Consider the following 14,427-nt stretch of genomic DNA (forward strand, 5'->3'; position numbering starts at 1 on the left):
CTGATCTGGTTTTCCTGCGGCTTCTGACATGATTCAGAGCCTGCTGAAGATGCGCAGGTCGGACTGAACCCGGGCCGGCTTCGCCTGTGATGTGGTCTTGCGAGGGCCTCGTGGTCGATCCGCGAGGCCTTTTGCGTGCTCGCGGCGGATTCGCCTTTTCCGGAACCGGACTCGCCGACGCTCTTTTCAGGTCGGACGCCAAATCTCCGGAAGCCGTTTGTGCAGAGCACAACCGCATGGCCGTCGACGGCGGTGTATTTTGTGTCATTTTACGTCTTTTTGTCCCGAAAAATTCCGTCAACCTCATGAAATACATGAGAAAGACATGCGCGTTGCAAAATCGAAAGCGTTTGCACCTGCCCGGTCAAAATGACACTCTGCAATAGAGGGAGAGCCATTGGATGACCAGCAGACCGGGTGCCGGGACTGCCGTCGAGGCGAGTACCGTAGCGACGGACAGCAGCAACATCGACGGAAGGATGAGCATCGTTGCCGAGGATCGGGAGCGGGCTATTCTCTACGGCATATTGGCGAGCGGCCTCGAGGGTCCTGTCGATCACGGCTGGTTGAACGCGGTGGCCGGCCTGCCGCGGCTGGAGGGCGACATCGGGGCCTGCCTGGCGGATCTCTCCCGCTCGGCGTCTCAAGCTGACCCGTTGGCGCTAAGGCGCGATTACCACGACCTCTTCATCGGCGTCGGGCGAGGCGAACTCGTCCCCTATGCATCCTATTACCTGACCGGTTTTCTCAATGAGAAGCCGCTGGCATTGCTGCGGCAGGACATGCGCCGCCTCGGGATCGAGCGCGATCCCGATGTGCACGAGCCGGAAGACCACATCGCCGCGCTGTGCGCCGTGATGGCCGGGCTCATCGATGGCAGCTTCGGCGCCGATCAGGATGCGGAAAGCAGCTTCTTCCGCACGCATCTGGCGACCTGGGCGCCGTATTTCTTCAAGGATCTGGCGACGACCGCCATCGGAGACCTCTACCCGGCGCTCGGGCGGCTGGGGCAGGCGTTCATCGCCCTGGAGATCGAGGCCGACAGGCTGTTTGGAGAGCGCCGCAAGGCGGGCTGAGGATCGTGCCCGGGAATCGCCGGGCGAACTGGCGGCGGCCACAGAGCGCCGCTCAAGACAGATGACTGGACGAGACTAAACTAAACGAGGCGAGACTGGGCAAGACTGGACCAAGAGGGTGCCATGAGACGCAAGGATACAGCGATCGAGGCGGATCGCCGGAGTTTTCTGAAACTGGCCGGACTTGGCGCGGTGGCCGGAACGGCCACGCTCGTGACGGGCGAGACCAGGGCCGAAGAGGCGGCCAAGACCGCCGGTAGCGGCTATCGGGAAACCGAGCATGTGAAGACCTTCTACGACACGGCGCGGTTCTGAGCTCGAAAGAGCCGTGAGGCAGACTGAAGCCGCAGTCGCCGCAGGTGCAAACAAGGACCCGCGCCACCCGCGTCAGGGCCCAGGCGCAGCAGACATCGCCTTGGCGCGAGGCTGCGCAACCGAGGGAGAAACGTGATGCTGAGGAAGAAGACGAGCGGGACGGCACGTCGGTCCAGCCTGGCTTCCGCCATCGAGGCAATCGGTGCGAGTGCGATGGACCGCCGCATGTTCCTGCGTCGATCGGGCCTCGCCGCGGGCGGGCTGGCCGCCGCCGGAGCCCTGACCGGCACCATGGTGCGCAAGGCGGAGGCGGCCGGGCCGACCAGGGCACGGGTCGATATCAAGAAGTCCATCTGCACCCATTGCTCGGTCGGCTGCACGGTGTTGGCGGAGGTTCAGGACGGCGTTTGGACCGGTCAGGAACCGGGCTTCGACAGCCCGTTCAATCTCGGCTCGCACTGCGCCAAGGGCGCGGCCGTGCGCGAACACGCCCATGGCGAGCGGCGGCTCAAGTACCCCACCAAGCTGGTCAACGGAAAGTGGGAGCGGATCTCCTGGGAACAGGCGATCGACGAGATCGGCGACCAGATGCTGAAGATCCGCGACGAAAGCGGACCCGACAGCGTCTACTGGCTCGGCTCGGCCAAGCACAACAACGAGCAGGCCTATCTGGTGCGCAAGTTCGCCGCGTTCTGGGGCACGAACAACGTCGATCACCAGGCGCGGATCTGTCACTCGACCACAGTCGCAGGTGTTGCCAACACCTGGGGCTACGGCGCGATGACAAACTCCTACAACGACATGCACAAGTCCAAGGCGATGCTCCTGATCGGCAGCAATCCCGCCGAGGCGCATCCCGTTTCCCTGCTGCACATCCTCAAGGCCAAGGAGGAGAATGCTGCGCCGCTGATCGTCTGTGATCCGCGGTTTACCCGCACGGCGGCTCACGCGAGCGAATATGTCCGCTTCCGTCCGGGCACGGACGTGGCCCTCGTCTGGGGGATTCTCTGGCACATCTTCCAGAATGGCTGGGAGGACAAGGAGTACATCCGCCAGCGCGTCTGGGGCATGGATCAGATTCGCGCCGAGGTGGCCAAGTGGACACCCGAGGAAACGGAGCGCGTCACGGGCGTTCCCGGTTCGCAGTTGCGCCGCGTTGCCCGTACGCTTGCCAACAACCGCCCCGGTACGCTGGTCTGGTGCATGGGCGGAACCCAGCATACCAACGGCAACAACAACACGCGTGCCTATTGTGCCTTGCAATTGGCGCTCGGCAATATCGGCATGTCGGGTGGCGGCGCCAACATCTTCCGTGGCCATGACAACGTCCAGGGCGCGACGGACTTCGGCGTCGTCGCCGACTCCCTTCCCGGATACTATGGTCTTGCCGAGGGGGCCTGGCGTCACTGGGCGCGGGTGTGGGATGTCGACTACGACTATCTGGCGGGCCGTTTCGCCACCATGAAGGGCGCCGACGGCAAGGACCGCCCGATGATGTTCGAGTCCGGCATCACGGTGTCGCGCTGGATCGACGGCGTGTTGGAGGACAAGGACAATCTGGTCCAGCCCGACAACACGCGGGCGATGGTGTTCTGGGGGCATGCGCCGAATTCGCAGACCCGCCTGCCCGAGATGAAGCGGGCAATGGAGAAGCTCGACCTGCTGGTGATCATCGACCCGTTCCCGACCATGTCGGCGGTGCTGAGCGATCGCAAGGACGGCGTCTATCTGCTGCCGGCAACGACCCAGTTTGAAACCTACGGGTCTGTGACGGCGTCGAACCGCTCGCTGCAGTGGCGCGAGAAGGTGATGGAACCGCTGTTCGAGTCCAAGCCCGACCACGTCATCACCTATCTGCTGGCGAAAAAGTTCGGTTTCGCGGAAGGAATGTTCAAGAACATCGAAGTGAACGGCGAGGAACCGCTCATCGAGGACCTGACGCGCGAATACAATCGCGGCATGTGGACCATCGGTTATACCGGCCAGTCGCCGGAGCGGTTGAAGCTGCACATGGCCAACCAGCATACGTTCGACCGCACGACGCTGCGCGCCAATGGCGGCCCGGCCGACGGCGATTATTACGGCTTGCCGTGGCCGTGCTGGGGCACGCCGGAGATGAAGCATCCGGGCTCGGCCGTCCTTTATGACACGTCCATTCCGGTGGCGGAGGGCGGCATGGGCTTCCGTGCCCGCTTCGGCGTCGAGAGGAACGGCGACAACCTGCTCGCGGAAGGGTCCTGGCCGGTTGGCTCGGAGATCGAGGACGGCTATCCCGAGTTCACCATGGCCATGCTGCAGAAGCTTGGCTGGGATGTCGACCTGACCGACGAGGAGCGGGCCGAAATTGAGGCCGCCGGCGGCGAGAATGCCAACTGGAAGATAGACCTGTCCGGCGGCATCCAGCGCGTGGCGATCAAGCACGGCTGTGCCCCCTATGGCAATGCAAAGGCCCGCACCGTGGTGTGGACCTTCCCGGATCCGGTGCCGCTGCACCGCGAACCGCTCTACACCAATCGCCGCGACCTGCTCGACAAGTACGCGACCTACGAGGACAAGACCTTCTGGCGCGTACCAACGCGCTACAAGTCGATCCAGGAGAACGACTATTCCAAGGACTTCCCGATCATCCTGACGTCGGGACGTCTGGTGGAATACGAGGGCGGCGGCGACGAGACCCGCTCCAACCGGTGGCTGGCCGAGTTGCAGCAGGACATGTTCGTCGAGATCAACCCGCGCGATGCCAACGATCTGGGCATTCGTGACAGGGAAATGGTGTGGGTGCACGGCCCGGAAGGCGGCAAGGTCAAGGTGATGGCGATGGTGACCGAGCGCGTCGGCGTCGGCGTCGCCTTCATGCCGTTCCACTTCGGCGGCCACTACCAGGGCGAGGATCTCCGGAGCAAGTATCCGGTCGGGTCCGACCCCTACGTGCTGGGCGAGGCAACCAACACTGCACAAACCTATGGCTACGACAGCGTCACCCAGATGCAGGAAACCAAGGCCACGCTGTGCCGCATCGAGCGTGTGGCGTAAGGGGGAGAGATCATGGCACGAATGAAATTCCTCTGCGACGCCGAGCGCTGCATCGAGTGCAATGCCTGCGTCACCGCCTGCAAGAACGAGCATGAAGTGCCTTGGGGCATCAATCGCCGCCGCGTGGTGACCCTGCAGGACGGAAAGCCGGGCGAGCGCTCCATTTCGGTCGCTTGCATGCACTGCTCGGATGCGCCCTGCATGGCAGTCTGTCCGGTCGATTGCTTCTATCAGACCGACGAGGGGGTGGTTCTCCATTCCAAGGACCTGTGTATCGGCTGCGGCTATTGCTTCTACGCCTGTCCCTTCGGCGCGCCGCAATATCCGCAGGCCGGCAACTTCGGCTCGCGCGGCAAGATGGACAAGTGCACCTTCTGCGCCGGCGGTCCTGAAGCCGACAACTCCTCGGTCGAATATGCCAAATATGGCCGTAACCGCCTGGCGGAGGGCAAACTGCCGCTTTGCGCGGAAATGTGTTCGACCAAGGCGCTGCTGGCCGGCGACGGCGATGTGGTCTCGGCGATCTATCGCGAACGTGTCGTCGCGCGCGGCTTCGGCGCGGGAGCCTGGGGATGGGGCACCGCCTACGAGCAGAAGGCCGGAAGCTTCTGACCGGATGTACCGGTTGATCGTGAAAAAGGGCAGGGGCGGCCAGTGGCCGCCTTTGTTCGTCGCTGGACCTTGATCCTTCCGCAGCCTGAGCAAGGAGAGCTTGACGTGAAATCGGGACCAGCCGCCTGGGGCATGATGATCGTCGCGGCCACGCTGCTCGCGTTCGTGCCGGGATGCCGGGAGGACGAGCAGAACCGGCCGCTGCATCTGGAGAAGGGCGTCTATCAGGGAGCGGACGACGCGCCGCTCACCGCGGAGGAGCGCCGTGCTCTGCAGGAGCGTGCCAACAGGCAGCGGTTCTGAAGGGCGGCAGGAGACTGGTGATCGAGCGTCCGGACGAGCAAGGGAGGGATTGGGATGAACCACACGGGAACCATTCGCCACGCCGGCTGGCCGCACGCGCTTGCGCTGCGTCTCCATGCGGTTGTTCTTGCCGCGGTCGCGGTGGTCTTCCTGGCGCTGACCCTGCAGGCGCCGGCCTTGGCGCAGCAGCCCATACTCGACCCGGCGCCTGAGTCGCCGGTGCAGGGCCAGGTTCCCGGAAACACGCGCGGCACCGTTTCCGACACCGACCTGTGGCGCGCCGTACGACAGGGTGTTGCCGGCAGCGTGTCGATCCCCGACAGGAACGCTGCGACCCTGGTGCAGTCGGAGGGCGAACTCTGGCGCTCGATCCGCAATGGTCCACTCGCCCTCTATGGCAGTTGGGCGCTGCTGGCGACGGTCGTGGCGCTGAGCCTTTTCTTCGCCATTCGCGGACGCATTCGCATCGAGCACGGGCGATCCGACCGGACCATTACCCGTTTCGTCGCCGTCGAGCGCTTCGGCCACTGGCTGCTGGCAATCTCCTTCATCGTGCTGGCGCTGACCGGCCTCAATGTCATGTATGGCCGTTACGTGTTGCTGCCCTTGATCGGACCGGACGCCTTCGGAGCGATCACCATGTTCGGCAAGTACCTGCACAATTACCTTGCCTTCGCCTTCATGGCGGGCCTGGTCATCGTGTTCCTGATGTGGGTGCGGCACAATCTTCCGGACCGAACCGATATCAAATGGGTGCTGCAGGGAGGCGGTGTTCTCTCGCGCCGGCTCCATCCTCCGGCGAAGAAGTTCAATGCCGGGCAGAAGGTGATCTTCTGGCTGACGATCCTGTGCGGCGTGTCAATCTCCCTGTCCGGCTGGACACTGCTGTTTCCCTACACGACGCACTTCTTCTCCGGCACGTTCGAAGTGGTCAACACGGTGTTCGGGAGCGAGCTCCCGACCGCTCTGACACCGTTGCAGGAGCAGCAACTCGCTTCGCTCTGGCATTCGATCATGAGCGTCTTCCTGATCTGCGTGATCCTTGCGCATATCTATATCGGCACGATCGGCATGGAGGGGGCTTTCGATGCGATGGGATCGGGCGAGGTCGATCTCAACTGGGCGAAGGAGCATCATTCCCTGTGGGTGGATGAGGTGATGGCCCGCGAGGGAGAACAGGACGGCGGGGCGAAGGCGCAGCCTGCCGAATAGCCCGGGAGCACGACGTGTCGGCGGCGATCAGGGGTCTTGCGGTTTCGGCCGCTCTGGTGTTGGCCGCTACCGGCGTCTGCGAAGCCGCAGACGACGGCGGGCCGACATGGCCGGAGCGGTTGCAAGGACATGGCGGGCCGGTAAGGTCGGTCACGGTCGATCCGGAGGATGCGCAAGTGCTCACCGCGTCCTTCGACTATTCGGTCATCCTTTGGGACATCAGCGAGGGCGAGGCGAAGATCCTGCATCGCATGATCGGCCACGAGGCCGCCGCCAATGATGCGGCCTTCGCCGGTGCGGGCCGTGCGGTGTCGGTCGGGGACGATGGGGCGGTGATCCTCTGGGACCTTGATACGGGGACGATGCTCGACCGGACCGATACCGGCGACGACAAGATGCTGGCGGTCGCCGTCAGCCCGGATGGCCGCTTCGCGGCGACCGCGTCCTGGGACTGGACGGCCAGGATTTACACTCTGGAGAGCGACCGGCTGACCGAGCGCGCCGTGCTGCGCGGCCACCGCGGCACCGTCAATGCCGTCGCCTTCTCCGAAGACGGAGCCCGCGTCTATACGGCCTCCTATGACGGCGCGATCCGGCTCTTCGACCGGGAGAGCGGCGAGTTCCTGCAAGAGGTCTACTCGCATGGCTGGGCCATCAATGCGATGCGCCTGCTGCCCGGTGGGCAGCACCTTGTTTTTGGCGCCGCCGACGGTGAGGTGGCGGTGGTCGACATCGCGCAAGGCGCGGTCTTCAAGCAGCTCGCCAGCCACGAGCGGCCCGTCCTGTCGCTGGCGCTGTCGGGTGATGGGCACCGCCTTGCCAGTGGCGGTGGCGACGGACGCATCCGCGTCTATGCAACCGACGGATGGGAGAGGCTGGAGGAGTTCGAGAACCCTTACGGTCCGATCTGGGGCACGGCCCTGCCGGGCGACGGTTCGGTAGCCCTGTATGCCGGCCTCGACGACCATGTGAATGTCTGGCAGGTGGCTCCCCGCAAGGCCTTCGAGCCGGTCGAGAGCGCCTTTCCGCGCCGCTTCCAGGTGGCCGAGGACGAGGATCCGGGACGACGGCAATTCGCGCGAAAATGTTCCGTCTGCCACACGCTGACGCCGGATGACGGCAACCGCGCCGGCCCGACGCTCTACGGCGTCTTCGGACGACGGGTCGGAACACTGCCGGGCTATCCCTATTCGGAAGCGCTGCGCCGTCTCGACTTCATCTGGACCGAGCAGACGATCTCCGATCTCTTCGACCATGGCCCGGATATCGTGACGCCGGGGTCCAAGATGCCGCTTCAGCGCCTGACGAACGACGAGGAGCGTAACGCGCTGGTGGCCTATCTCAAACGAGCGACCGCGCCCGATGCCGGCGGGGTCGGCAGCGAGGGAGAACGGAAACGATGAAGGCGTTCGTGAGCGCACTTGTTGCGCTCGTCGTGATCGGGACGGGGGCGTGGGCCTATCTCACCCGCGAACTGGATTACTCGTCGGCCTCCGTCTACACATCGCAGACGGCGGGTGCGGTGCGACTTTCGCCGGACAGCGGCAGGCGACCGGGCGAATGAGCGTGCACGTCCGCCCAGGCATCTTGCGCGCGCTTTTTTGTGCCGCGCCACTGGCGATCTTCGCGGATGCGGGCGCATCTGCCCAGCCGGCGCCGGCGGACCTGCTGGAGCGCGCACGGGCCGCAGTCGTTGCGGTACTGCCGGACTGGCCCGAAGGCCGTGCCAATGTGGAAGAACCGGAAGGCTCGGCCGTGGCGATCGGCGACGGCACCATGCTGCTCACCGCCGATCACGTGCTTGGTCAGGCCCGGGGTGTTCGCCTGCGCTTTTCCGACGGCCGCGTTCTTCCGGCGGAAATCATCTTCCGGGATGCCGAGACCGACCTCGCCATTCTGCGCGCGCCCGAGGCCCTGCCGCCGCTCGTCTTTGCGCCGCAGCCCGGCCTGGGTGCCCCGGTATGCGCGCTCGGCAATGGCTTTGGCCTTGGGATCTCGTTGAGTTGCGGCGTGGTATCGGCAACGGCGAGGGGCGGTGTCGGGTTCAATGCGGTCGAGGACTTCATCCAGACCGACGCGGCGGTCAATCCGGGCGCGTCGGGCGGCGCTCTGATTGATAGCGAAGGGAGGATCGTGGGCATTCTCTCGGCGATCTTCACCAAGTCCGGGGACGGCGATATCGGAGTGAACTTCGCTGTCTCGGCGGCGCTCGCTGAGCATGTGATCGAGGCCGCGATCAAGTTCGCCAGCCCGCGTCGCAGTCTCGGCGCGCAGGTGCGGCCAACGCGGCCCGGTCCCGACAAGGCGGGTCTCGAAGTGATTTCCGTTGATGAGGACGGAGCCGCACACCGGGCCGGCCTTGCGCCCGGTGACGTCATCCTCTCGATCGACGGCGTATCCGTCAGCAAGCTGGCGGCGTTTCGCGGGCGCCTGGAGCGCCGCCATGCGCGCGGCCGGCTGATCGTCCGCCGGGCAGACTCAGAACTTCAAGTGGATCTGAAAGTTGCAGACTGATCAATAGCTTGCTCGACTGCGCGGACTCTTCATCGCAGATTGGTGATTCACAATCTCAACGGGAGGCGGGCGAAAGGTTTCGCCTTTGCCCCGCCCCAGGCATCAGGAGAAAATCATGAACGACGAGACCTTCAACATGTCTCTGAGGAAGTTCCTCAAGCAGGTCGGCGTCACCTCGCAACAGGCGCTGGAGACTCATGTTCGCGAGGCCGGCCTGACGACGGGCACGTTGTCCGCCCGGGTGGTGCTGACACTGGATGGACAGGAGTTCGAACATGTTGTGACAGGTCAGATCGATCTCGGCTGAGACCTTGCCGGACCTGTCGGGAGGCTGCGGAATCATTTTTTGAAGGAATGCCTGCATCGTGCCGGAACAAAAGGACAAAGCGCCTTCCGACCCACGCCTGCCGCCCTTGCTGGCCGGGCACAGGAGGCCAGCTTGCGAGCACCCTTTCGACGCAGCGGTCTCCGGCGCGGAAGCCGGCCGCTACTCCGCCGGCGACCTGCTGTGGTCCGAGAGCCGGAGCCACCTGCGGATCGCCCTTGTGCTGGAACCTGATGTGCCGCCCACGCGCTGCGCCGAGATGCTGTTTCTTGCCATGGTCGCGAGCACAGATGCGATCGGCACGCTCATCCCGCCGGAAGTTGCCCTGACCTATGTCTGGCCAGCCACGCTGCGTGCGAACGGAGCGCGGGTCGGACGGGCCCGGTTCCGGCAGTCGGCAGACCTGGACGAGGAGGGCGCGCCGCTGTGGCTGGTGGTCGGCATCGAGATGCGCCTCGCTCCGGTTGGCGGAGACGTGGAGCCCGGAGAGATCCCGCATCTGACCAGCCTTTCCGACGAGGGGGCGGCGGATCTCGATGGCACGCTCGCGGTGGAGGCCCTGGCGCGCCACTTGATGACGTGGCTCCACACCTGGGAGGTCGAGGGGTTTGGCCCGGTCTTTGAGAACTGGCTGTTTCGGGCAGATGGCTATAAGGGTGAGGTCGTGCTGCCCGACCCGGATGGCGACCTGCGTGGCACGTTTCTGGGGCTCGACGAAGCCGGAAACCTGCTCCTCAGGCCAATGGATGCAGAACCGGTGACGGTGGTGGCGGTGCCGCTCGATCGGCACCTGGATCAACTTGACCGGCTCGACAGCCTGGATGCCGCGCTGGCACTCCACAGTGAGGTAACTGACCGATGACACGGCTGCTGAAGGCGATCCGGCTCGATGTGTCGGACACGAAAGTGTTCCCGCAGGCGGCGCAGGCGGGCGACTGGGTGATCCCCGGAACATTCGCGTTCCGCGCCTATACGGATGAGGGGCTGACCGGGAAACTGCGCCAGGCCTTCGTTTCCGGGTTCCTGTCTCTGGAGAATTTCGGCTGGGCGACGCTCGCGACCCCGGCCGACCTGCCAGACGGGGAGCGCGAGCGGCTGATCGAGCGACTTTCGGAGCATTTCGTCGCCGAACATGGCGCTCCGTCTCTGGAGGCCGCGCGGCCGGTGGCCGAGGCAGAACTGGACGACGCCGCCGAAATTGCCGCGGAACTGGACCTCGATGCGCTGCTGGCGATCAGCCGCGAGATCGACGAGGACGGATCGATCCGCGAGAGCCTGCACCTGGTGGAGCGCGCGGGCGACGGGTCCCATGCCCGGATCTGGGACGTGTCCGAGGACGAGTGATGCCGCAATTCTGGAAGTCCTCGGGGATGCATCTCCTGACGCGTGACGCGCATGGCCATCTCGCCGTGACGCCGGATTTCCTGCGCGCCTATTACACGCGGCCCGAACTCCACCCGGTGGAAGACTCCTGCGCCGCCGAGCACCGCCTGTTCGAGAGGCTGATGGCGGACCCTTTCGCTCCCGTCGGCGAACAGGACCTTGCGGCCATCGCGGACCCGGACGCGGCGGACAACTATCGTATCGTGTTGCGGTTCCGGGATCACCTGCTGGCGCATGGCAGCATCGAAAGCGGCTATGCCGCCCTGTTCCAGGCGGGCAACGGCATCGCGATTCCGCCGATGTTCATCGATCAGTTGGTGCACCTCATCGCCCACAATATCCTGCGCAAGGTCGCCGATCCTCTGCGTTTGCGCGCCGGCGAACTGCTGTTCCGCGAGCAGGCGGCAACCACGGCGGACGGGCAACTCATGCTGGCGGATGCCGAAACTGTCGAGACCTATTCGCGCACCGGCGGTCTGGGAGGCCTGGGGGCATTGCTGGCCGAAGCCGGCACGCCGCTGCCCTCCGTCTCGCTCGATGTGCTGACCGAAGACAATGCCCCGATCTACTGGGACCGTTCGGACCGCTTCGATACGGCCATCGACGTCCGGTTCACCGAACCGGCCCTCGATGCCTTCGCGAGGGTTCTGGAAAGCTGGATCGCCCATTTCCATGGCGTTTCGGTCCGCATCCAGCCGCAGCAATCGATCCGCGACGAGCGCTGGTCCTGGCATGTCGGACTGGACGCGGAGGCGACCCGCATCCTCAATGCCCTTTATGAGGGAAAACCGGTCGGGGATGAAGATCTCGGTCGGATCGTCGCCCTGTTCCGTCTCGACTTCGACAGCCGGGGCGATGCCATCGACAGCATGCGCGGCAAGCCGGTCTGGATGGGGCTGGCAATGGGAGCGGACAATATCGTGCGCATGAAGCCGCAGAACCTATTGACAAACCTGCCAGTTCGGCGCCGAAACTGACTGCCCCGCCCGCGGTCGTTACGCCCGCAAGCCACCGGACCCCTGCCATGATCGCCTCGGAAAACGGCCGTGCCATCCTGTTCATGATGCTTGCCATGGCCGGGTTCATCGTGAACGACAGTTTCGTGAAGCTGGTCTCCGAGCGTTTGCCGCTTGGCGAGATCATGTTCGTGCGCGGAATGATGGCGCTGGTCCTGGTTCTTGCCCTTGCCATTTTCAACGGCGAGGTCCGGCGGTTTTCTCTGCTGGTGAACCGGATTGTCGGCCTGCGGGTGTTTGCCGAGGTGACGGCGACCGTCCTCTATCTCACGGCGCTCTTCAACATGGAGATCGCCAACGCAACGGCCATCCTGCAGGCGCTGCCGCTGTTGGTCACGGCGGGCGCTGCCGTGTTCCTGGGAGCGCCGGTCGGCTGGCGACGCTGGACCGCGATCGCCGTCGGTTTTTGCGGCGTGCTGCTGATCGTGCGTCCGGGCATGGAGGGGTTCAACGCATGGGCCCTGATTGCGCTCGCCAGCGTGCTCTTCATGGCGCTGCGCGACCTCGCAACCAACGTTCTGCCGAAGAGCGTGCCGACACTCGGCGTCACTTTCGCGACCCTGGTCGGCGTCACGGTGACCGGGATGGCGCTGTCGCTGGGCGAGACATGGGTCGTGCCGACCCTGCTGGACCTGACATTCCTGGCGGCGGCCGCTCTGTTCATTCTCATCGGATTTGTCGCCATCATCAACGCGATGCGCATCGGTGACATCTCGCTGGTCGCTCCGTTCCGCTATTCGATCATCGTCTGGGCGATCATCATCGGCTTTGTCGTATGGGGCGATGTTCCGGACCTGCCGACGCTTGCCGGCATTGCCATCGTCGTTGCCACCGGACTGTACAGCCTGATGCGCGAGCGCAAGAAGCTCAACGCGGCCGGCCCGGCCGCGACGGCGGACCTGCCGCGCTGACTTTCAGACCTGCCGAAACTTGCCATTCACGCTTCGCACGCCGTAAAGCAGTTCCTATGACAAAACCCTTCTCCCCGGCACTCTCGGAGCGGCGCCCGACAATCGCGCTTCTTGTTGCCGTCTCAGCCGTCAATCCGCTTGCCCTCAATATCTACCTGCCGTCGATGCCGACGCTGGTCGGCATTTTCGAGACGACTGCCGGCATGGTGCAGCTCACGCTGTCGCTCTATCTGGCAGCCGTTGCCGTCGCCCAGATCGGCATCGGGCCGTTGTCGGATCGGCACGGCCGCAGACCGGTGCTGCTGTGGGGGCTGGCGATCTTCATTCTCGGCAGCACCGTCTGCACCCTGGCGGATACGATCGAGACGATGCTGGTGGGTCGGGTGCTGCAGGCGGCCGGCGGCTGCGCCGGCATCGTGCTCGGACGCGCCATCGTGCGCGATCTCTTCGATCGCAGCCAAGCGGCCAGCATGATCGGCTACGTGACGATGGGGCTGGCGGTGGCGCCGATGATCGGACCGGCGCTCGGCGGCGCTCTGGACGAGAATTTCGGCTGGCGGACCAGTTCCTATCTGATGGTGGTGCTGGGCATCGTTGTCTTCGTCTGGGCCTGGTTCGAACTGCACGAGACGAACCACAACCGCACGCCGGCGGGAGGCGGCCTGAGGGGGCTGGCGCAGAGCTATGCCGTGCTTGCCCGGTCCTCGCTGTTCATGAGCTATGCGATGACCTCCGCCTTCACGTCGGCGGTGTTCTTCTCCTTCCTTGGCGGAGCTCCCTTCATTGCCGCCGAACTGCTGCACATGACGCCGTCGACCTATGGCCTCTATTTCATGCTGGTGGCTGGTGGCTACATCATCGGCAACTGGACGTCGGGCCGGTTCTCCGCCCGGATCGGCATCGGCCGGATGATCAATGGCGGCAATGCCGTCCTGAGCGTCGCTGTGCTGGCGATCGCGGCCGCGTTCTGGATGGGGCACCTGCATCCATTGTCGCTGTTCGGTCCGATGTTCGTGGTCGGGCTCGGCAACGGCATGTCGCTGCCAAATGCGATTGCCGGTGCCGTGAGTGTTCGCCCGGATCTTGCCGGCGCGGCCTCGGGCTTCACCGGCAGCATGCAGATCGGCGCGGGCGCGATCACGTCGGCGCTGGTTGGTTGGCTCTTGTCCGGCGTACTGTGGCCGGGCACGATCTGGCCGCTGGTTCTGGTCATGGCCGTCTGCTGCTGCATCGCGGTCGGTTCGGGGGTCGTCGCACGTCTGCTGGAGCCCTCCGACTGTTAGGAAACGCCCGGCCAGTGGTTCGGGAAGCACGGGCCGCGGGTTGCCGGCCGGGGGAGACACGAACGCGGAAAACCGGGCGCCGCGCCGTCACGACGGGGCCGAAAGCGAGGACAAGCCAATGACCAACAGACAGGATCGGCGCGCTGGTCGTGCGACGGGGACGCTCGACACGACAGGCTTCCTGCAGGTGGCCGCAAGGTTCATCGACTTGGCCAATCGCGAGAACCGCAAGATCGCCGCCACCGACCTGCAAATGGCCTTCCTCTGGGCCGCCGCGCGTTACAACGCGCATGTCGCCAAGGCGGTGATCGGGGTCGAGGATCACGAGGAGTTCGTCACTCAGATGGTGGAGAGCTATCGCGAGATGCTGCGCCAGAACCTCGCGGATCCGGAACTCGACCCGCCGGCCGGCAGCGCCTGAGGATTGTTCGGGAGACGCTGTTC

General features: G+C 64.9%; 16 protein-coding genes. All 16 read left to right on the forward strand.

The window, feature by feature from the left end:
• Positions 1-401: 401 nt before the first annotated feature.
• The 16 genes from P2PM1_RS09980 (at position 402) to P2PM1_RS10055 (ending at position 14,404) form a co-directional block, all read left to right on the forward strand.
• Complete coding sequence (locus P2PM1_RS09980) at positions 402-1,076, forward strand: molecular chaperone (RefSeq protein ID WP_208985234.1); 675 nt, start codon at positions 402-404, stop codon at positions 1,074-1,076.
• A gap of 123 nt (positions 1,077-1,199) precedes the next feature.
• Entirely contained in the window at positions 1,200-1,391 is a 192-nt protein-coding gene (locus P2PM1_RS09985) for a twin-arginine translocation signal domain-containing protein (RefSeq protein ID WP_186398960.1), read from the forward strand.
• A 135-nt stretch (positions 1,392-1,526) separates the two neighbouring features.
• Positions 1,527-4,424 (forward strand): formate dehydrogenase subunit alpha, encoded by a 2,898-nt coding sequence (locus P2PM1_RS09990; RefSeq protein ID WP_186398961.1) that lies wholly within the window; start codon positions 1,527-1,529, stop codon positions 4,422-4,424.
• A 12-nt stretch (positions 4,425-4,436) separates the two neighbouring features.
• Positions 4,437-5,036, forward strand: coding sequence for a formate dehydrogenase FDH3 subunit beta (fdh3B, locus tag P2PM1_RS09995; protein ID WP_186389616.1), 600 nt, complete (start codon positions 4,437-4,439; stop codon positions 5,034-5,036).
• Positions 5,037-5,141: 105 nt separating this feature from the next.
• Positions 5,142-5,339: a hypothetical protein gene (locus tag P2PM1_RS10000; protein WP_186389615.1), complete on the forward strand. Its 198-nt coding sequence runs from the start codon at positions 5,142-5,144 to the stop codon at positions 5,337-5,339.
• Between the two features lie 54 nt (positions 5,340-5,393).
• On the forward strand, positions 5,394-6,551 hold the full coding sequence (locus P2PM1_RS10005) for a formate dehydrogenase subunit gamma (protein WP_186398962.1): 1,158 nt from the start codon (positions 5,394-5,396) through the stop codon (positions 6,549-6,551).
• Between the two features lie 14 nt (positions 6,552-6,565).
• A complete protein-coding gene (locus tag P2PM1_RS10010; RefSeq protein ID WP_244301460.1) occupies positions 6,566-7,954 on the forward strand; it encodes a c-type cytochrome in 1,389 nt (462 codons plus the stop codon).
• 8 nt (positions 7,955-7,962) lie between these two features.
• Entirely contained in the window at positions 7,963-8,115 is a 153-nt protein-coding gene (locus P2PM1_RS10015; protein ID WP_186398963.1) for a hypothetical protein, read from the forward strand.
• On the forward strand, positions 8,112-9,065 hold the full coding sequence (locus P2PM1_RS10020) for a S1C family serine protease (protein WP_186398964.1): 954 nt from the start codon (positions 8,112-8,114) through the stop codon (positions 9,063-9,065). The genes P2PM1_RS10015 and P2PM1_RS10020 overlap by 4 nt, the downstream gene beginning before the upstream one ends.
• Positions 9,066-9,180: 115 nt before the next feature.
• A complete protein-coding gene (locus P2PM1_RS10025; protein ID WP_186389612.1) occupies positions 9,181-9,372 on the forward strand; it encodes a DUF6494 family protein in 192 nt (63 codons plus the stop codon).
• Positions 9,373-9,430: 58 nt separating this feature from the next.
• Positions 9,431-10,252, forward strand: coding sequence for a biotin/lipoate--protein ligase family protein (locus P2PM1_RS10030; RefSeq protein WP_186398965.1), 822 nt, complete (start codon positions 9,431-9,433; stop codon positions 10,250-10,252).
• The gene (locus tag P2PM1_RS10035; protein ID WP_186398966.1) at positions 10,249-10,734 is read left to right on the forward strand and encodes a DUF6505 family protein; all 486 of its coding nucleotides are present in this window, start codon (positions 10,249-10,251) and stop codon (positions 10,732-10,734) included. The genes P2PM1_RS10030 and P2PM1_RS10035 overlap by 4 nt, the downstream gene beginning before the upstream one ends.
• The gene (locus P2PM1_RS10040; protein WP_186398967.1) at positions 10,734-11,750 is read left to right on the forward strand and encodes a DUF6352 family protein; all 1,017 of its coding nucleotides are present in this window, start codon (positions 10,734-10,736) and stop codon (positions 11,748-11,750) included. The genes P2PM1_RS10035 and P2PM1_RS10040 overlap by 1 nt, the downstream gene beginning before the upstream one ends.
• A 47-nt stretch (positions 11,751-11,797) precedes the next feature.
• Positions 11,798-12,700, forward strand: a complete 903-nt coding sequence (locus P2PM1_RS10045) for a DMT family transporter (RefSeq protein WP_186398968.1) — start codon at positions 11,798-11,800, stop codon at positions 12,698-12,700.
• A gap of 56 nt (positions 12,701-12,756) precedes the next feature.
• On the forward strand, positions 12,757-13,983 hold the full coding sequence (locus P2PM1_RS10050) for a multidrug effflux MFS transporter (protein ID WP_186398969.1): 1,227 nt from the start codon (positions 12,757-12,759) through the stop codon (positions 13,981-13,983).
• Between the two features lie 118 nt (positions 13,984-14,101).
• Entirely contained in the window at positions 14,102-14,404 is a 303-nt protein-coding gene (locus P2PM1_RS10055) for a DUF3144 domain-containing protein (RefSeq protein ID WP_186389606.1), read from the forward strand.
• The last annotated feature ends 23 nt before the right edge of the window (positions 14,405-14,427 follow it).

The organism is Stappia sp. P2PMeth1, assembly GCF_900185735.1.
Lineage (GTDB): Bacteria > Pseudomonadota > Alphaproteobacteria > Rhizobiales > Stappiaceae > Stappia.